The sequence below is a fragment of the Aeromonas sp. Y293-4 genome (assembly GCF_027705905.1).
GTDB lineage: Bacteria > Pseudomonadota > Gammaproteobacteria > Enterobacterales > Aeromonadaceae > Aeromonas > Aeromonas veronii.
Window position 1 is genome coordinate 102,698 of record NZ_JAPDCI010000001.1, and the last position, 19,381, is coordinate 122,078.

Genomic DNA, 19,381 nt, shown 5'->3' on the forward strand with positions numbered 1-19,381 from the left:
GAACCCTATGAGCCAGAACGTATTTCAGTTTATCGATGTGCAGCGGGTCGACCCGCCCAAGAAGCCGCTCAAGATCCGCAAAATCCAGTTTGTGGAGATCTACGAGTCCTTCAATCAGCCGCAGGTACAGATGCAGGCGGATCGCTGCCTCGAGTGCGGCAACCCCTACTGCGAGTGGAAGTGTCCGGTCCACAACTACATCCCCAACTGGCTGAAGCTGGCCAAAGAGGGGCGCATTCTGGAGGCGGTGGAGCTCTCCCACCAGACCAACAGCCTGCCGGAAGTGTGCGGTCGGGTCTGCCCGCAGGATCGCCTCTGTGAGGGCTCCTGCACCCTCAACGATCGCTTCGGCGCGGTGACCATCGGCAACATCGAAAAATACATCACCGACAAGGCGTTCGAGATGGGCTGGAAGCCGGATCTCTCGAACGTGGTCAAGACCGGCAAGCGGGTCGCCGTCATCGGTGCCGGCCCTGCAGGCCTCGCCTGTGCCGATGTGCTGGCACGCAATGGCGTCACCCCGGTGGTGTTTGACAAGTATCCGGAGATCGGTGGCCTGCTCACTTTCGGTATCCCCTCCTTCAAGCTGGAAAAAGAGGTGATGCAGCGTCGCCGCGAGATCTTCCAGGGGATGGGCGTGGAGTTTCGTCTCGAGACCGAAGTGGGCAAGGACATCACCTTCGCCGACCTGCTCGGCGAGTTCGATGCGGTCTTCCTCGGGGTCGGTACCTACAAGTACATGAAGGGCGGCTTTGCCAACGAAGAGGCGCCGGGAGTCTATGACGCACTGCCCTACCTCATCGCCAACGCCAACCGCTTGCTGGGGTTCGAGAAGGCGCAAGCCGACTATATCGACTTCGCCGGCAAGCAGGTGGTGGTGCTGGGCGGTGGCGATACCGCCATGGACTGTGTACGTACCGCCATCCGTCAGGGGGCCGCCAAGGTGATCTGTGCCTATCGCCGCGACGAGGAGAACATGCCGGGCTCCAAGCGGGAGGTGAAAAACGCCCGCGAGGAGGGGGTTGAATTCATGTTCAACCTGCAACCGGTAGCTGTCGAGCTGGATGCCCATGGCCGCACCGTCGGCATCAAGGTGGTGAGCACCGAGCTGGGTGAACCCGACGCCAATGGCCGCCGCAATCCGGTGATCATCGAGGGCTCCGAGCAGGTGCTGGCTGCCGATGCGGTGGTGATGGCGTTTGGCTTCCAGCCCAACCCCCAGCCCTGGATGGCGGAGTTCGGCATCGAGCTCGACAACCGGGATCGCATCAAGGCCCGCGAGCAGGCGGAGTATGCCTTCCAGACCAGCAACCCCAAGGTGTTCGCCGGTGGCGACGCGGTACGTGGCTCCGATCTGGTGGTGACCGCCATCTACGAAGGGCGCAAGGCGGCCGAAGGGATCATGGACTATCTGGCGGTCTGATCCGACCGGCCAAGACCCTGATGCGCTTTCACTATCAGCCCCGCCAATGCGGGGCTGATTTCTTTGACATGCCGCCAGTGAATAGCGATGGCTAACTCTTTGGCATCGGACAAACCCAAGAACTGCGCCATTCTGGCGCGGCATACTCATCGGGCCAATACTCGGTCTGCTGTTGAATTTTACCTTCCGCAACATGGTGAAATGTGATGGCGCGAGCATTTACGACCCCATCGCTGACCAGCACCTCACTGACCACCTCACTCCCTTGTGCCAGAAGACGGACAATCTCGAAGCGCCACAGGCCAGCTGCGGGGTAGCGACGATTGATCTCAATAAAATTCTCTCGCCCCACAATCCGTTCTCCCGATTGGGGCCAGTCACAGAAAAAATCATCTCCCAGCCAGCTTGCCGCCTTCGCAAAGTCATTGCTCTGCATCTCCTGCCAATAGGCCTCTACCACTGCTTTTGGCTCCATGGTGTTCAATTCCATACTCACTCTCCCTACACACGCACCACCAGCCACTCCCCCTTGCCGACCGGCACCAGCGAGGTGGCAAAGGCCGGATCCTGCCCGACCTCGTTCATCCACTCCACCATCTCGCTGCGATGGGAGATGGCGTTATCAACCACCAGCAGGCCACGGGGTGCCAGCAGGCGGCGGATCTGCGGCCACCATGCCCGGTAGTGCTGACGATCCGAATCGAGGAAGATGAGCTGATAGCCGGCTTGCGGCAAGGTCGGTAACAGCACACTCGCATCCCCTGCCAGCAAGGTTACCCAGGGGGCCAACCCTGCCTGCTGAAAGTTGTCATGGGCCTGTACGCGCTTATCCTCATCCAGCTCAATGGTGGTCACGTGCCCCTCCAGCCGACGCACCGCTTCTGCCAGCCAAAGCGTGGAGTAACCATTGGATGTGCCAATCTCCAGCACCGCCTGCGCCCCACGGGTCTGCACCAGCACTGACAGCAACTCCCCCGTGTCGCGGGTGATATTGAGCAGCTTGCGCTGGCGTGCCTGCTGCATGCTGTCATTGCGCTCGCCAAGCTGCTCCAGCTGGCGTTTTAACTGTTCCAGTTCCATCGATATCCCTTTCGTCCTTGTCCAAATCCGTTCACCCACTGCTCTTGGCTTGGTCTTTGGGAGTCAAATGATTGCTTTCAACCGCCATTCACACCACAAAGGATGAGAAAAGGACAACCATTTGAGGCAGAATTTGTGACGTCTATCTGTTACACTTCGCGCCCGCCATTTTCCGGCTCACTCTCTGACTTGATGTCAGGCGCAGCCGTCGGTGGTTACAACCTCCGTCTCGCTCATGCCGAGCTAACCAAGCCAAACACAGCCCAGCTGGAACACAGGAACCCATTATGAGATTTGAATCGTTCGATTTTGCCCCCGAGATTTTGCGTGCTGTCTCAGATTGCGGTTATCAGGAGATGACCCCTGTGCAGCAACAGGCGATCCCGGCCATTCGCCGTGGCCGCGATGTGCTGGCCAGCGCCCAGACCGGTACCGGCAAGACCGCCGCCTTCGCACTGCCCATCTTGCAGCGTCTGGTAGACAATCCGGCTCCGGTCCAGCCTTCCAACGCCCGTGTGCTGATCCTGACCCCGACCCGCGAGCTGGCGGCTCAGGTGGCGAGCAACATCAATGACTTCGCCAAGTATCTCGATATCACCACCATCACCATCGTCGGCGGTGGCAAGCAGGACGTGCAGGCCAAGAAGCTCAAAGCGGGCGCCCACATCATTGTGGCCACCCCGGGCCGCCTGCTGGAGCACCTCACCGCCTGCAACCTCAGCCTCTCCGGCGTCGAGTGTCTGGTGATGGATGAAGCGGATCGCATCCTCGACATGGGCTTCAGTGCCGATGTGCAGAAGATCCTGCAAGCGGTCAACAAGACCCGTCAAAACCTGCTCTTCTCCGCCACCTTCTCCGACGCGGTGAAGAAGCTGGCCAACCTGATGCTGGACAGACCGCAGATCGTCAGCGTCAACAAGCAGAACTCCACCGCCGACACCGTCAGCCACACCGTCTATCCGGTCGAGCAGAAGCGCAAGCGCGAGCTGCTCTCAGAGCTGATTGGCAAGCAGAACTGGCAGCAGGTGCTGGTGTTCGCCAGTACCCGCGAGAGCTGTGATGTGCTGGTCGAGGAGCTGAACCTCGACGGCATCAAGTCCGCCGTGGTCCATGGAGAGAAGGCTCAGGGCAACCGTCGCCGCGCCCTGCGCGAATTCATGGAAGGCAAGGTACGGGTACTGGTCGCCACCGAAGTGGCCGCCCGTGGTCTGGACATTCCGAGCCTGGAATACGTGGTCAACTACGATCTGCCGTTCCTGGCGGAAGATTACGTGCACCGCATCGGCCGTACCGGTCGTGCCGGCAAGCGCGGCATGGCCATCTCCTTCGTCAGCCGTGAAGAGGAGCGCACCCTGCTGGAGATCGAGGCCCTGATCGGCCAGAAGATCCGCCGCATCATGGTGCCGGGCTACGAGGTGAGCAGCCGTGACGAGCTGATCAAGCAGTTGCAGGAGCGTCGCCGCTTCGGCAAGCGCCCGCAGCGTGAAGATAACGCCGTGGCCCAGGTGATGGCCGAAGCCAAGCTGCAGGGTCAGCGCCTCAAGCGTCTGGCCGCCGCCAAGAAGCCCCGTCAGCCGAAATAAGGCGGGCAGTTGCTCTATTGAACCGCAAAGGCGCCACTGGCGCCTTTGCCATCTCTGTCATCGGTGTTGGCCCCTGGTGGTCAACTGAAGGATTGCTTATGACCTCTCCGACCTACAATCAGGCCCTGTTCGAGATGGCCACCCAGAGCCTGGCCGAACTGGCCCGCACCGCCGAGCAAAAGGCGGGCAAGCGCACTCCGGCGCAAGAGAGCCACTTTCTCTGCACCTGGATGGCCGACTCCCTCAAGGAGAAGCGCTTCTCCCGTCTGGTGATGGAAGATTTGAAAGCTTGGGTGCAGCTTGGCCGCACTCTGGGTGCGGGCGCCGATCTCAAGGGATTGCTGGAGCGCATCGCCTTCCAATACCAGTGCGCCATGACCAATCCGCAGCAATTGGGAGCCAAGCTGGCGGCCCTGCTGGAGGATCTGACGGCGGCAGGCTGGCTGGTGCTGACCGAGAGCGAAGTGAACGCCAAGCTGCGCCTGCAATCGGGCGGTCAGGCGAGTCTGGTGGTAAGCCATAGCGAATATGCAGGCCATATCGAGGACGGTGAGCTTGTCAAACCCCTCACCCTCTATGTGCGCGGTGACGAGAAGGTGCTGGCCGAGGCGGCCTTCAAGCACGGCCTGCTGCTGAGCCAGGGCAACAAGAAGACCACCCTGGTCAAACACCACAAGGCCTACCGGCTGATGCCGGACAACGCCCAACCGGCGCTGGCACTGCTGAGCGAGGCTCGCCAGAGCGCCTGATCCCGCCTGTTTTCAGCAATAAAAACGGCAGACCCTTGCGCAGGATCTGCCGTTTTTTATTGTTCGATCTTTGGTGATGAGGTTGGGTAGTCGTTTAGCGGATCTTGATGCCAATCTGGCCCGCGTCACACCACTCGAACATCACCTCCTCGCTCTTGCCGCAGCAACTGCCACCACAGATACGGCTTTCACGTTTGATGACCCGCCCCTTGCGCATCCAGACGCCGAGCATGGCCTCCACCGCATCTTCCGAGGTGTGGAAGTGGCGAGCCAGCTCACGCCGGCTCACCTTCTGCTGCACGGCGAGGTAATCCCCCAGCTCGCGCAGGATCATAAGGTCACCACCTTGCGGGCAACGATGTCACCGTGACGGCGACCGGCCCACCAGAGCAACACCAGAGAGAGGCCGTAGCTGACGATCCAGAACAGGCTCTGCTCCGGGTGAGCGGCGAAGGTCGCGACCTGATAGAAGAGGGTCGCGCACATAAAGGCCATATAGTTGCACCATACCGCCGTCATCAGCGCCCACTGGCGACCGGTTTCCCGCACCAGCGCGCCCATGGCTGCGGCGCAAGGCATGTAGAGCAGCACGAACAAGAGGTAGGCAAAGGCACCGGCCGCCCCGTCGAAGTGGGTCTGCATATTACCGTAGGTGGAGACATCGACCTCCTGCGCTTCGGCAGCTGCCTGCTGATCATCCAGCTCACCGACAGACAATCCCATCGGGTCGCTCGGGTTGATCTCCGCCAGATTGGCCGCCACGGCATCGATCGCCTCGTGGAAACTGGCCACCAGCGAGAACTCGCTCTCCTCCTCTGCATCGCCACCACCAGCGTAGAGGCTGTTGAGGGTACCGACCACCGCCTCTTTGGCGAAGATACCGGTGACAATACCGACCGTGGCTTGCCAGTTGTCATCGCGTACACCTATGGGGTGCAGCACCGGGGTCACCGCCTGGCTTATCTTGCTCAGGACCGAGCTCTCCTGCTCCTGATGGCCGAAGCTGCCATCGGTACCCAAGGAGTTAAGCACGCTCAGCACGGCAACCACCAGCACGATGGTTTTACCTGCGCCAAAGACGAAGGATTTGAGCTTCTGCCAGGTCTTGATGGCAACGTTGACCGGACGCGGCCACTCGTAATCCGGCATCTCCATCAGCATGGAGTCGCTCTTGCCTGGCAGCAGGGTGCTGCGCAGCAACAGGCCGGTGAGCACCGCCACCAGAATGCCGATGAGGTAGAGACCGAACACCAGGTTCTGACCTGACTCGGCGAAGAAAGCCACCGCAAACAGGGCGTAAACCGGCAGACGGGCACCGCACGACATGAAGGGGGCCATGGCGGAGGTCATCAGCCGCTCCCGCTCGGAGTTGAGTGTGCGGGTCGCCATCACCGAGGGGACGGTACAGCCAAAGCCCATCAGCATCGGCACGAACGCCTTGCCCGGCAGGCCGAGGCGGCGCATCAGGGCATCCACCACGAAGGCGGCACGGGCCAGATAGCCGGAGCTCTCCAACACCGCGAGGAACAGATAGAGGCAGCCAATCACCGGAATAAAGGTGGCCACGGTCTGCAAGCCGACACCAAAGCCATCAGCCAGAATGGCGCCCAGCCACTCGGGGGCATTGACCAGCCCCAGCAGGTGGTGCACCCCATCGACAAACAGGGCGCCGCCCATGATGTCAAAGAAGTCGATAAAGGCGCTGCCAACGTTGATGGCAAACAGGAACATCAGGTACATGACAAACAGGAAGAAGGGGATGCCAATCCAGCGATTGAGCAGCACCCGATCCAGCCACTCGCTCTGGGCCTCGGTGAGCTTGCCCTTCTGCTGACGAGCCTGTTGTACCCACTGGTGGATATGGCCGTAGCGAATATCCGCCAGTTGCAGGTCGATATCCTGTCCCTGATGGGCGCGGGCCACTACATTGGTGGCGGCCGCGTGCTGACCGGGCAGCAGGGTCTCCTGCATCACCGCATCCTCTTCCAGCAGGCGCAGGGCGCGGCCACGGGTAGTGAGGTGATGCGGGGCGAGCAGGGTCTCCAGCTCCGCCAGATCGGTTTCAAGCGCGTGGCCGTAATCGAGCTGTAAGGCGGCTTGCGGCTGACCGATAAACTGGCGGATCTGCTGCTTGAAGGCGGCAACCTGCTTGCTGTTGTGGGCAGAGAGGGCCACCACCGAGCAACCGAGGGATTTGCCGAGCTTGCTCTCGTCGATGACGATGCGGCGCTTTTGCAGGATATCCAGCTTGTTGAGCACCACCACCATGGGCAGGCCCAGTTCGCGCAGTTGCAGCGTGAGGTAGAGGGAGCGCTCCAGATTGGCGGCGTCGATGACGTTGAGCAGCAGGTCGGGTTGTTGGCCCTGGGCAAAGCGGCTGGCGATCTGCTCGTCCAGACTGCCATCCTGACTGGCCAGGCTATAGATGCCGGGCAGATCCATCAGCTTGAAGTGATGTTCACCCGCGCTGAACTCACCCATCTTCTTGTCGACGGTGACGCCACTCCAGTTGCCTACCTGCTGGCGGGCGCCGGTCAGGGCGTTGAACAGGGAGGTCTTGCCGCTATTGGGGTTACCTACCGTTACCAGGGAATAATTCATACCAGCTCTACCTCTATTTTCTTCTGAACCCGCCGCGCGTGTGGCAAGCCGCTTTGCAGGTTCTACTTCTTGTCTCTGAACCGCTCCCGGTGACTTTCTTGACCGAAGCGGTAGCCGAACAGGGGGTTATACCGGCTCGACTTCTATTTGCTGGGCCAGACTCTTTTGCATGGAGAGACAGATCCCCTGGCACTGGATCTGGAGCGGGTCCCCCAGGGGGGCGGAGCGCAGATAGATGACTTCAGTCTGGGGCAACAGGCCCATCACCATCAGTTTGCGGCGCAGCGGCCGGGCGAGCTGATTCATATTCTTGATGCGAGCACTCTGTCCCGGTGACAACTGCGTGAGTACCATGACTGACTCCTGAAGTTAAACAATAATAATTCGCTTTTACTTGGGGCATTATAAGCTGTGTCTTCAACTTTTATTTGAGTAAAATCAAACTCCGCTTAGCTAACCCATAAAGTATTGCCATGAGTCACGACAACAACAGCCGCCTCGTTTACAGCACAGATGGCGGCATGATCAAGGAGCTGAGCGCTCCCCAATCCGCCTCCCCCTTCCCCACCGACGGCACCGTGCGCATTCGCCGCGAGACCAAGGGGCGCAAGGGTGCCGGGGTGATCACCATTCATGGCGTACCCGCCGATCAGCAAAAATCCCTGGCCACCCTGCTCAAGAAAAAGTGCGGCACCGGAGGCGGTATCAAGGAGGGAGTGATCGAGATCCAGGGGGATAAACGGGACCTGATCAAAACCGAGCTGGAGAAAGCCGGTTTCAGCGTCAAGCTGGTGGGTGGCTGATCCCCTTGTCACTCATGCGGTTTTTCCCTAGAATGCCCGCTCCCATCGAGGGGGAGTAGTCTCGCACGCCGGTGCCATCCATTGCATGAATACCGGTTTGCGACCCTGATCAACATACTTGGTGCCAAATCACCATGGTCAGGGTGATCCATGCCAGCCATGGATTTGACAAGACCTTTGACGGGCCAGTGCCAATACCGGGGACGGATGGCGCAGGCTTGTCTTTGGTTTATAACAATTCCGTCCCCCGGTCATTTTTATGGAAGCCTTGTTAACCTCAACCCTCAGCGTCGCTATTGCCGAAATCGGCGATAAAACCCAGCTGTTGGCGTTGCTGCTCATCTGTCGTTTTCGCAAGCCCTGGCCCATCATCGCCGGCATGCTGGCGGCTACCCTGCTCAACCATGCGGGCGCTGCCTGGATTGGTGAGTTCATCAGCCGCTGGCTCGATCCCAAGATAATGACCTGGCTGGTCGCCATCGCCTTTATCGCCATGGCGATCTGGATTTTGGTGCCGGACAAGATGGATGACGAGGAGAGCTCGCTGGATAAATACGGCCCCTTTATGGCCACCTTCGTGCTCTTCTTCATCGCCGAGATCGGTGACAAGACCCAGATCGCCACCGTGCTGCTGGCCGCCAAGTATGACTCGCTGGTGCAGGTCATTACCGGTACCACCCTCGGCATGATGCTGGCCAACGTGCCTGTGGTGCTGATCGGCAAGCTGGGGGCAGACAAGCTGCCGCTCAAGGGGATCCGCATCGCCTGCGCCATCCTCTTCGTCGGCCTTGGGGTGAGCACCCTGATCTTTGCCTGATGGCCCGTATCCGATGACCAAGCCCTCCCCTGTGGAGGGCTTTTTTGTTTACTGCTGTGTCTATTGCGTAACCCGCTGTCGCAACCACCAGCCGCAGAGGCAAGGGGCAGTGCACGGTTGCGGGTGCCTCATGCCATAATGGGGCAAACCTCGCGGAGTCCCCCCATGCACAACGTATCAAGAGAGACGCTTCTCGAATGGGTCAAACAGGGACGGCTGGCGCCAGAGAAGCTGGTGGACGCCCTGACCCTCGCCGATCTTCCCCCCCATCCGGCGCGCTGGCAGTGGCTGTTTGACTGGCTGCTGCTCTGGCTCGGCGCCCTCTGTATCGGGGCTGGCCTCATCTTCTTCGTCGCCTTCAACTGGCAAGAGCTGGGCCGGGTCTCCCGCCTCGCCCTGCTGGAGGCGCCGCTGCTCGCCATGCTGCTTCTGCTGTGGCGCAAACCGCTGGGGGATACCCCCCGTCAGGCGCTGCTGCTCGCCATCGCCCTCAATATCGGCGCCCTGCTGGCACTGGTGGGTCAGACCTACCAGACCGGCGCCGATCCCTGGCAGCTGTTCGCCACCTGGGCGCTGATGCTGGTGCCGCTGGCGACATTTGGCCAAAGTCCCCTGCTCTGGACCTTAAGCTGGCTGCTCGGCCAGCTGGCGCTGGTGCTCTACTGGCGGCTAGGTTTGTTCACCTTCTTCTTTACCTTCGATGAAGAGGGATTGGGCTGGTGCCTTACCCTGCTCAACGCCGCCCTCTGGGGTCTGCTTCTGCTGGCGCCAAACCGCTGGCGCCTGATGCCAAGCTGGCTGGCGGGCCTTGCTGCCGGTCTGGGGGCCACCCTGCTCACCCTGCTGGCGCTGTTTGATGCCGCCTCCCCGCTGGTGTGGCCGCTCTGGCTTGGCTGGCTGGCTGCGGCCTATGCCCTGTGGCACCACAGATTTATCGCCGGACTCGCCATGGGGTGCCTCAGCCTGATTGCCGTCATCCTCGCGGCGCTGGGCAAGTGGATGGAGCCCGACATCAACGGCTTCTTGCTGCTGAGCCTGATCGCCATCGGCCTTTCGGTCACCGCCGCCCGCTGGCTGCAACAACAACGGAGGTCTCATGAGTGATCTGACCCTTTGGCAAGCACTGCAACAGGCCAATCTGGTGGAAGGGGAGATACCCCGTGACACCCAACCCCACTGGTCGAGCCGCTTTCTGCTGGGGCTGGTGGGCTGGATTGCCGCCCTGTTCCTGCTCTTTTTCCTGTTTCTCACCTTCGAGCAGCTGACCCGCGAGGCCAACAGTGCCCTGCTGCTCGGGGCCGTGCTGTTGGCGGGGGCCTACGCCCTCAATCGCAGCCAGCGCGGCGATCTCTGGGATCAGTTCGTGCTGGCCCTCACCCTGGCGGCCGATGCCTGGCTGCTCTATGGTCTGCTCGATCAGCTGGACCTTCATCACGCCCTGCTCTGGTTTGGGTTGTGCCTGCTCTCCCTTGCCATCGCCGTGCTGTTCGATCACTGGCTGGTGCGGCTGTTTCACAGCGTGGCGGCGGCCCTGCTGCTCACCCTTGGCCTTGCCTGCCTCGGGCTGCAACTGCTGGCCCTGCCGCTGGTGATGGCGGCCATCACCTTCTGCTGGCTGCGGGCAGATAGGGATCCAGAGCGTCACCAGCTCTACCACTCCATCACGCTGGGGCTGGCCCTCTCGCTGCTGGTGCTGGGCCGTCTGCACCACCCGTTGTGGGATGGCGGCAGCAGCGTGCTGGACGAGCTGGGGCTTTCCCGCCTGCCGCTCTGGCTCAATCCCCTGCTCTGCGCCGCCCTGCTGCTGGCGGTGATGGTGAAGCTCAAGCTCCCCCTGCTGTTTGGCCTGCCGCTGGTGCTGATCAGCGCCATCATCCCCGGCATGGGGGCGGGCGCACTGGTGCTGATCCTCGGCTTTTATGCCGGCAGTCTGGGGCTGATGACCCTCTCGGCCCTGCTGCTGCTCGGTTATGGCTCGCTCTATTACTACGATCTGGGGCTCACCCTGATGACCAAATCCTGGCTGCTGCTGGGCTCCGGCATCCTGCTGCTGGGGGCCCGCCAGCTGCTCACCACCTTTGCGGCAAGGAGCGACTCATGAAACCCGTCACCCGACAGCTCGCTCTGTTGCTGAGCGGCCTCGCCGTTCTGGCGGGCATCAATGCCACCGTCTGGCGCTATGAACACGCCATGAGCAGCGGCGAAGTGGTGCTGCTGCGGCTCGCTCCGGTCGATCCCCGTTCCCTGATGCAGGGGGATTACATGCAGCTGAACTACGAAATTGCCCGCGAGCTGACCAGCCGCGACGCTCGTACTACTCAAAACAAGGGCAGCGACACCCTGGTGATCCGCCTCGATGCCCATCAGGTGGCCAGTCTGGTGGCCGATGGCAAACCGGATCGACTCGCCAACGATGAGCGGCTATTGCAGGTGCACCAGAGTGAGCGGCAGTGGCAGATCGGCCCCGATGCCTACTTCTTTGAAGAGGGCACAGGGGAGCAATACGAAACGGCCCGCTACGGCGAGTTCCGGCTGCAAGCGGATGGCAAGACCCTGCTGGTGGGGCTGCGGGATGAGGCCTACCAGCCCATCGGGCAGATCCGCGCCCGCTGGTAACGGCAGTGAGTGGCTATTTACTCTGTTCATGGTCACACTCAAGGGAAGGTTGATCGCTAAGGATGTTCCCAATGAGGATATGGCTGATCTGTCATCTGTTGCTGCTCTGCTGGGCCTCGACGGCCCGCGCTGATCTGGGCAAGCTCGAGTACCTCACCGAAGAGTACCCCCCCTACAACTTCAGCGATCCGCAAGGCCAGCCCACCGGCCTTGCGGTCGATCTGCTGCAGATGATCTGGCAACACAGCGGCGTGACGCCCCAGCCGGTGCGCATCCTGCCCTGGGCGCGGGGTTATTACTTGCTAACCCAGAAGCCCAACGTGGTGCTCTTCTCCACAGCCCGCACCCAGGCGCGGGAGGATCTCTTCAAGTGGGTATGCCCCATCGGCTACTCGGAGTACATACTGCTGGGCCGCAAAGCGCAGAACATCACCCTGACCGCCTTCGATCAGATGAGCCAGTACAAGATCAGCGCGGTGCGCTCGGACGCCGCCGAGCAGTTGCTGCTCAACAACGGCATGGATGACAACAACATCATCCCGGCCAACCGCCTGTCGCAGGGGTTGAAGATGTTGCTCTCCGGCCGCGCCGACCTGCTCGCCACCAGCAAGCTGGCGGGATATGACGCTATCCGCGAACTAAAGCTCAATGGCGACGACTTCAACGTGGCCATGGTGCTGAGCGCCGAGCAGCTCTGCTACGCCTTCAGCCGTCAGGTGCCCGACAGCGAGATCACCCTCTTTCAGCAGGGCCTGACCCGCGCTCTCGCTTCGGAGGAGTTTCGCAAATTGCAGGCCAAATACCTGCCGGTGCGCTGAGCACTCACTCACCCGATGGGCAGCGGTTCGCTGCCCATTTTATTGATGAAAGATGCAATAGAGGTGGCTAGCTATTCCCACCGCAAGCAGTCAAACTGGGCTACATAGTTGATTGTGAAGGATCTTTCCCGTGCGGACATGGCACCTACCTCATCTGCTACTGCTCTTGTGGGCCACCTTCGCGCAGGCCGATCCGGGCAAGCTCGAGTATCTGAGCGAAATCTCTCCCCCGTTTAATTTCAGCGACCAGCAAGGGATGCCAACCGGATTGTCGGTGGAGCTGATGCAGCTTATCTGGAAAGCGCGGGGCGTGTCGCCCCAGCCAATCCGCATTCTGCCCTGGGCCCGGGGCTACAACCTGCTGCAACAAAAACCCAATGTGGTGCTGTTTGCCACCGCCCGCACCCCGCAGCGGGAAGCGCTCTTCAAGTGGGCATGCCCCATCGATCACTCGGAGTTTGTGCTGCTGGGGCGCAAGGCGGACAACATCACCCTAGGCTCGGAGGCCGAGATCAGCCGCTACAAGGTCGGCGTGGTGCGCTCTACCGTCTCCAAGCAGCTGCTGCTCGAACGCGGTATCGATGAGCGCCAGCTGATGCTGGCCAACCGCCTCACCCAGGCGGCCAAAATGCTCATCTCAGGTCGCGCCGATCTGTTTGCGACCAACAAGCTCGCGGGCTATCAAACTCTGCAGCAGCTCGGCTTCAAGCCGGATGACTTTCATGTCGCCTTCGTGCTGGATGCCAGACCGCTCTGCTACGCCTTCAGCCGTCAGGTGCCCGACAGCGAGGTCGCCCTCTTTCAGCAGGCACTGACCCAGGTCGTCGCCTCGGCGGATTTCTCGGCCCTGCAAGCCAAATACCTGCCGCTGCGCTAACGCCCTGATCGCCGCCGACATAGGGCGCAAGATGGCGGCATGCGCCCGCGCTTTTTTGCCAAACATGCTCCGCAACCTTGGCGAAATCGGCCAGCTTGGTCACACTTGAGCAGATATTCCCTTGATCAGGATGGCAAAAATGAAACCATGGATTGGATTGGCCGGGGCGCTGCTGGCCACCCTCGCACAGGCGAGTCCTGAGCTTGGCAAACTGCACTACATCACCGAAGAGTACAAACCCTACAACTATGCCGATGCCAGCGGCGCCCCCACCGGCCTCGCGGTCGAACTGCTGCAACTGGTGTGGAAAAAGACCAATACGCCGGCGCAGCCCGTCACCATCATGCCGTGGGCGCGCGGCTACTACCTGCTGACCCAAAAGCCCAATGCGGTGCTCTTCTCCACCGCCCGCACCCAGGCGCGCGATCCCCTGTTCAAGTGGGCCTGCCCCATCGGGTATGCCGAGAGCGTGCTGGTGGGGCTGGCCGATCGCAATATCACCATCACCAAGCTCGACGATGCCAAGGCGTTCAATATCGGAGCGGTGCGGGCCGATGTGGGGGAGCAACTGCTGCTCAACAACGGCTTTGACGAGACCAAACTGATGGCCGCCAACCGACTGGCACAGGCGCTCAAGATGCTCACCTCAGGCCGGGTCGATCTGGTCTCCACCAACAAGACCACCATGGAGCAGCTGATCGTCGAACAAAAACTCGATCCCGCCCGCTTCAAGGAGCAGTGGGTGCTGAGCTCGGAACAGTTCTGCTTCGCCTTCAGCCATCCGGTGAGCGACGAGCTGGTCAAGGAGTTCCAGACCGGCTTGACCCAGGTGCTGGCGAGCAGCGAATACCCACTGCTGCACAGCAAATACTTCCCAACCCCCGCCGCCAAATAGCGGCGCAGCGTCGAGCACCAACAACATGGGGCCCACCGCGGGCCCCTTCGCTTTTTTCCATTTGCGCTCCTCTCTTATATTACCGTTTGCGCTCCTCTCGCGGCGTCACCCCACCTCCCTGCCACAGCCAAGCCCCGACAATCATCAACTAATCGCTAATGAATAAAAGTTTGTGCCAGCGCAAAAAATCACTCTTTTCTGATAGTTAGCTCATCAAAACCATAGATAAGACCACTCTGGCTCCGTAATATGGCGACGGGCGTCTGTTGACCCCTTTTCCGAGATCAATGGTCAACGGCGCAATCTGGTAGCGACAGTCAGGGGCGGTAGCGACTTTAGCGGAGACCAGCCGGTCTCCCGCGCCTGCGCCAAGGTAACCGTCCCCTCTCCCCTTGCGGGAGAGGGCTAGGGTGAGGGGTCGGTAACGTCTTTGCCCTGCAACAAGGTATTGGCATGGCTTCGCCAGTAGGGTCGATTAGCGAAGCGTAATCGTCCGCGGTCGCCATTCCCTCTCCCCCTGCGGGAGAGGGCTAGGGTAAGGGGTCGGTAACGTCTTTGCCCTGCAACAGGGTATTGGCACGGCTTCGCCAGTAGGGTCGATTAGCAAAGCGTAATCGTCCGCGGTAACCGTCCCCTCTCCCCTTGCGGGAGAGGGCTAGGGTGAGGGGGTAGGTAATGTCTCTGTCCTGCAACAAGGTATTGGCACGGCTTCGCCATGCAGGACGCGAGGACTCCGTCCTCGACGGGGTTTCGCCGCCGCTACGCGGCTTGGCGAGTGACTTTTCTTTGCGTGGCCAAAGAAAAGTCACCAAAAGAAAGGCCACCCCCACTTGTTCGCCCTCCTGAGTCGGGTTCCCTCGGTTCACCCGTTTGTCCCACGGCACGCGCCGATGGGCCATCCATGGCCCAGCGGCGCTCGCTCGGCGTCCTGCCTCGCGGCCTAGACAAATGGGCTCACCTCGACGAACAACAGGGGGCAAAACGCAGCCCGCAACATCGAGGCCAGTTAACAGCGATCTATCTATTCAGGGAAAATATCGGGAGGGTTGTTATCTCAGGACTAACCCCTCGCCCACCCCAATGCGAGAGCAGATTGTCGCACCTATGCAACAGGCTCTATCGATATGGTTGCATAGGTGAAAAAAAATCATGGTGTGTACAACTACAAACGGCAGATATCCCTACAGGGAAATGGTTGTATATAGAAGGCCCGATAGTGAGTATTTCACCGGAATAACACCTTATTTCTCGAACGTCCGATTACGCTTCGCTAATCGAACGTACGGCGCTACAGGCTACCATTTAAATATAAAATTCTTTACACATTAATTGAGATTTTAAATGAGAATTAAAAATTCAATTTCCAGCTTATTTTTGAAGCTGAAGAAATATGAGGCAGAGAAAAATAAAATTGATTTGTCTGATATTTTATCCACTGCAAAATGGAAAGAAAGCACGTTTTTAACATACTGGAAAAAAGGGCAATTAGCATTTTTCCTTAGCGCTCAAAATGATTCTGGCCCATTTGATGTGTCAAATACAACCAATATCAATGAGGTTGAATTTGCGAAGAAATTATCCCAATCCAAACACATACAAGAGCTAGGACATAACTGCACCTCTAAGCTCGCTAAATCCTTACTTAAACGTTCAAAAGAAAACATGATTCTCGCCTTAGAGATATATAACAGACCCTCTTTAGAAAACAGAATAGATTGTTTCGTCCTTTGTTTCTGTACTGCTTGGGAACAAATATTAAAAGCAAAAATAATAGAAAGTTATGGTGAAGAGGAAATATACGACAAAAAAGCAAGAGTCAAATATGGTAAGACTATCTCATTGCGACAATGTTTAAAAATTGTATTTAAAGAGCCTGACTCAGTAAAGGATAATATAGAGAAAATTGTCGATTATCGTGACTACGCTGCTCATCTATTAATGCCAGAAACTCAAGGTTTGCTTTCTCGATTATTTCAGTCTGGTGTTATAAATTACTCTATGTTTTTTGAAGAATCCTCTGAATTACCTTTTCTCAATCCATCACAATCAGGATTATTAACTATCACCGGAAACATCAGCAATGTAAATATAATGCAGTTAAATCAGACTTATGGAAACAGTATTGGCAATGATGTATTAAACCTAGTCAATGAATTAGAACAAGAAATTGAAAATAAAAATGATTCTAGCTTTGCTATACCACTACCAATAAAACTGGTTTACGCCAAAGATGATGAACATGGGAATCCCATTGTACTGTCATATGTTGAAGAGGGGATTTCTGGTTTAAAAAAAGCCATTGTAATTGAAAAACCTATTGATAGAGAAATAACCCATCCATATAAAGAATCTGATGTAGTATCGAATATCAACAGAATAATTAGTTCTCAAACCTGTTCATCATCATTAAGCACCTATTTTGTTGCGCAGGACAAACATGGAAAATATATATTTACGAGCTATGACTTTAGATTGATAATAAGAAAAATGAAATGGAAAAACAGCAATAATGAATGGCACTATGAAAATAAAGACCCACAATATCACAGATATTCCGAAAAAGTTATAAGTGATATTTGTAAAATGATAACAAAAAATGAAATAAACCTATCCAGCCTTAGATTAAGAGGCAACCATGCTTAATTTTTTACAATCTGCAAGATAACTGCCTATTCGGGACAAAAATCGGGTGAGTTGCCCCCTCGCCCATCCCATAGCCCCATAGCGAAGCCAGATTGTAGCGCCTATGAAATAGATATCACCGACATGGTTGCATAGGTGCAAAAAAAAATCATGGTGGGTACAATTACAAACGGCAGATATCCCTATAGGGAAACGGTTGTATTTAGAAGGCCCGTATATCTCGAACATCCGATTACGCTTCGCTAATCGAACCTACGACCCTTCTGACACCAACAGCTTTAAAGTTATACAAGGTAGCTATGAACATTCCTCGAAAACAACACTATGTACCACAATTCATTCTTAAAAAATTCTCTAAAAATAAAAACAAAATTTATGTGTTTGATAAAAAACAAAACCGCTCCTTCACTTCAAATGTGAAAGATACTGGTCATGAGAATAATTTTTATGAGGAGGAGCTTCTAGGTTATAAGAACAACACTGAATTTAAGCTTGCAGAATTAGAAACCACTGTTTCACCTGTTATAGAGAAAATAATAAAAAATGGCAGCATTAAAGATTTAGAAAAATTGGAGCATGAATTACTTTGTTTATTTTCTACAGTTCAGATGCTAAGGACTAACCATACAAGAGAGTTTCTTGATTTTTTCAATGAGACGCTTACCAAAAGAATCACCGAATGGGGTTATGACCCAAGTGTGGACATTGAAAATTACACACCACCATCTGAGATAGAGCTAAAGAGTTCTGCCATTGACATTCTAAATACTTTACCTGGCTCTCTTGTAGGTGATTTTTTAAACAAGCAGCTATTGCTTATGGAAGCCCCACAGGGTCATACCTTCTATAGTTCAGATAATCCGATCGTAAAGCATAATCACTTTCCAAGAGAAGGAAGAGGAAACTTTGGACTTGGACTAAAAGGGATTGAAATATATTTCCCTATCTCACCTCGCTATTGCTTAAGCTTCCTTTGTTCTGAAACAGCTCAAGATATAGTTGCAAAAGCTAAAATTTTTAAAGCTAAAAAATTACTAGAAGTAGGTCATAATATTGACATGAGTGAATTGGAAAAGATGGCTGAACAATTCGAAAACAAAATAACTCATAAGCTATCTGTAGATAATATGGATTTTTACAACTCCTTACAAGTAATTCAATCAACTAGATTTATTTACTCTTGTGAACCTACATTCTCTCTCGCAAAAGATATGCTAAGAACAAATCCAGAAATATCAACACAGGGAAAGTTCGTAGATGGAAGTGCTGGTTAATAATACTCTTTTTTGAGAAAACATTAATGCAGTGGTGACAGTATGCAGGGTCAATTTGATTTGCAGATGTAGCCAAACTACGGAATAAATATGATTTCTTATCTTTATCTATTACTTTATGGTATATGACATGGACAACAGAGATATTCGGTTCAAAGTTAAAAAATATATTGAGAGTGCTTGTAAGCGTTTAGATAGGGCTCGATATACTCAAGAAAGCGCCTATGTCGATGCTTTTATTGCACGTTTGGATGGAGAGCTAAATTTTGGTGAAGACAAAGGAACAATAAATTTCACACCTACGATAGTTGCTGATAGGGGGGCAGGCTCTGCAGAGAGTAAATATGGTGCAGACTTTGCTATTGTATTTGAAAGTGAGAATATAGAACACCCAATTAGAAAGGCGATTATTTCTCAAGCTAAAAACTGTGTTTTGGATAAATTATCGGCAGCAGAGATTAAACGTCTAAATACACAATGTATAAAAATGGCTAACATTACAAATGACTACATTATATTGGAAGCTCCTAGTGTCGCTGGTGCAATACCAACAATAAAAATTGGCAACCCGGCTACATCATCTTGGGAAGCAGAAAGCATTAGTTTTGATGATTACCTCTTAGACCACATATTATCTTGCCAACATGGTGATAGAAGGCCAGATTTTATTGATGGTGTAGCAACTAGTAAACTATCTGGAATTAGAGTAGATGTAAATGGAATTGAGTATATCCCTGAAGTGAAGCCAAAAAATAGATCGAGTCAAAAACCTCGCAATGGTGGTATGAAACCTTGAAAAGGGTTAAAGATTACCATGTAACAAACCCATTACATAATGCTCTTATACAACTATCACCGAAGACTAATTAATAAGTCGATTTACCACCTAAAAAACGCAGCCCTTGGGCTGCGTGTGCCATATCGGTGAGACGATTGCGGATAGCGTCGAGCAAACTGCCTAATCGGTAGGGCTAGCTGCTTACGCTGGCGGGCACGGTATTGGTTCCCCCTGCAAACCGCCGAGTCGAGTGCAACGGGTCAGGAGCGCCATCAGGGATGATGGCGCAGCCGCAGTCGGCACAGGGATGTGCCGTCTGCGGCGCTCCGTCCGACCCGTTGGACGAGACGAGGGAACCCGCGAAGCGGGCGGTTTGCCGGGGGAGAAGACTTTTGGTGACTTTGGGTCTTTCCAAAGTCACTCG

General features: G+C 55.9%; 19 protein-coding genes. 14 read left to right on the forward strand and 5 right to left on the reverse strand.

The genetic code is table 11. From position 1 onward, the window contains the following. Positions 1–7: 7 nt before the first annotated feature. Positions 8–1,423: an FAD-dependent oxidoreductase gene (locus tag OKC31_RS00395; RefSeq protein WP_201946056.1), complete on the forward strand. Its 1,416-nt coding sequence runs from the start codon at positions 8–10 to the stop codon at positions 1,421–1,423. A gap of 91 nt (positions 1,424–1,514) precedes the next feature. Here OKC31_RS00395 and OKC31_RS00400 read toward each other — a convergent pair whose 3' ends face one another. Together OKC31_RS00400 and OKC31_RS00405 are read right to left on the reverse strand one after the other, a co-directional pair. Beyond that, entirely contained in the window at positions 1,515–1,913 is a 399-nt protein-coding gene (locus OKC31_RS00400) for a nuclear transport factor 2 family protein (protein WP_064341968.1), read from the reverse strand. Between the two features lie 11 nt (positions 1,914–1,924). Then, positions 1,925–2,503 (reverse strand): O-methyltransferase, encoded by a 579-nt coding sequence (locus OKC31_RS00405; protein WP_270655913.1) that lies wholly within the window; start codon positions 2,501–2,503, stop codon positions 1,925–1,927. 287 nt (positions 2,504–2,790) lie between these two features. Between OKC31_RS00405 and OKC31_RS00410 the strand changes: the two genes are divergently transcribed. Continuing rightward, complete coding sequence (locus OKC31_RS00410) at positions 2,791–4,086, forward strand: DEAD/DEAH box helicase (protein ID WP_064341970.1); 1,296 nt, start codon at positions 2,791–2,793, stop codon at positions 4,084–4,086. Between the two features lie 98 nt (positions 4,087–4,184). Further along, positions 4,185–4,835: a DUF2913 family protein gene (locus tag OKC31_RS00415; protein WP_270655916.1), complete on the forward strand. Its 651-nt coding sequence runs from the start codon at positions 4,185–4,187 to the stop codon at positions 4,833–4,835. Between the two features lie 94 nt (positions 4,836–4,929). Here OKC31_RS00415 and OKC31_RS00420 read toward each other — a convergent pair whose 3' ends face one another. The 3 genes from OKC31_RS00420 to OKC31_RS00430 form a co-directional block, all read right to left on the reverse strand. Then, the gene (locus OKC31_RS00420; RefSeq protein ID WP_270655917.1) at positions 4,930–5,169 is read right to left on the reverse strand and encodes a FeoC-like transcriptional regulator; all 240 of its coding nucleotides are present in this window, start codon (positions 5,167–5,169) and stop codon (positions 4,930–4,932) included. After that, the gene (gene feoB, locus OKC31_RS00425; protein WP_270655919.1) at positions 5,166–7,436 is read right to left on the reverse strand and encodes a Fe(2+) transporter permease subunit FeoB; all 2,271 of its coding nucleotides are present in this window, start codon (positions 7,434–7,436) and stop codon (positions 5,166–5,168) included. The genes OKC31_RS00420 and feoB overlap by 4 nt, the downstream gene beginning before the upstream one ends. Before the next feature lie 126 nt (positions 7,437–7,562). Then, entirely contained in the window at positions 7,563–7,790 is a 228-nt protein-coding gene (locus OKC31_RS00430; protein WP_005337384.1) for a FeoA family protein, read from the reverse strand. A 119-nt stretch (positions 7,791–7,909) separates the two neighbouring features. Here OKC31_RS00430 and OKC31_RS00435 point away from each other — a divergent pair, with 119 nt between their 5' ends. The 11 genes from OKC31_RS00435 (at position 7,910) to OKC31_RS00485 (ending at position 18,975) form a co-directional block, all read left to right on the forward strand. Then, positions 7,910–8,239: a translation initiation factor gene (locus OKC31_RS00435; RefSeq protein ID WP_270655921.1), complete on the forward strand. Its 330-nt coding sequence runs from the start codon at positions 7,910–7,912 to the stop codon at positions 8,237–8,239. 259 nt (positions 8,240–8,498) lie between these two features. Further along, the gene (locus OKC31_RS00440) at positions 8,499–9,056 is read left to right on the forward strand and encodes a TMEM165/GDT1 family protein (RefSeq protein WP_005337386.1); all 558 of its coding nucleotides are present in this window, start codon (positions 8,499–8,501) and stop codon (positions 9,054–9,056) included. 165 nt (positions 9,057–9,221) lie between these two features. Continuing rightward, positions 9,222–10,160: a DUF2157 domain-containing protein gene (locus OKC31_RS00445; RefSeq protein WP_270655922.1), complete on the forward strand. Its 939-nt coding sequence runs from the start codon at positions 9,222–9,224 to the stop codon at positions 10,158–10,160. Next, entirely contained in the window at positions 10,153–11,157 is a 1,005-nt protein-coding gene (locus OKC31_RS00450) for a DUF4401 domain-containing protein (protein WP_270655923.1), read from the forward strand. Before OKC31_RS00445 ends, OKC31_RS00450 begins: the two co-directional genes overlap by 8 nt. Beyond that, a complete protein-coding gene (locus tag OKC31_RS00455) occupies positions 11,154–11,672 on the forward strand; it encodes a GDYXXLXY domain-containing protein (RefSeq protein WP_270655924.1) in 519 nt (172 codons plus the stop codon). The genes OKC31_RS00450 and OKC31_RS00455 overlap by 4 nt, the downstream gene beginning before the upstream one ends. Before the next feature lie 71 nt (positions 11,673–11,743). Continuing rightward, positions 11,744–12,490, forward strand: a complete 747-nt coding sequence (locus OKC31_RS00460) for a substrate-binding periplasmic protein (protein WP_100646149.1) — start codon at positions 11,744–11,746, stop codon at positions 12,488–12,490. 130 nt (positions 12,491–12,620) lie between these two features. Next, entirely contained in the window at positions 12,621–13,367 is a 747-nt protein-coding gene (locus OKC31_RS00465) for a substrate-binding periplasmic protein (RefSeq protein ID WP_270655925.1), read from the forward strand. Between the two features lie 139 nt (positions 13,368–13,506). After that, complete coding sequence (locus OKC31_RS00470; protein ID WP_270655926.1) at positions 13,507–14,262, forward strand: substrate-binding periplasmic protein; 756 nt, start codon at positions 13,507–13,509, stop codon at positions 14,260–14,262. 1,341 nt (positions 14,263–15,603) lie between these two features. Next, the gene (locus OKC31_RS00475) at positions 15,604–16,905 is read left to right on the forward strand and encodes a DUF3644 domain-containing protein (protein ID WP_270655928.1); all 1,302 of its coding nucleotides are present in this window, start codon (positions 15,604–15,606) and stop codon (positions 16,903–16,905) included. A 299-nt stretch (positions 16,906–17,204) separates the two neighbouring features. Then, positions 17,205–18,179: a DUF4238 domain-containing protein gene (locus OKC31_RS00480; RefSeq protein ID WP_270655929.1), complete on the forward strand. Its 975-nt coding sequence runs from the start codon at positions 17,205–17,207 to the stop codon at positions 18,177–18,179. Between the two features lie 130 nt (positions 18,180–18,309). Then, the gene (locus OKC31_RS00485; RefSeq protein ID WP_270655930.1) at positions 18,310–18,975 is read left to right on the forward strand and encodes a hypothetical protein; all 666 of its coding nucleotides are present in this window, start codon (positions 18,310–18,312) and stop codon (positions 18,973–18,975) included. Positions 18,976–19,381: the final 406 nt, after the last annotated feature.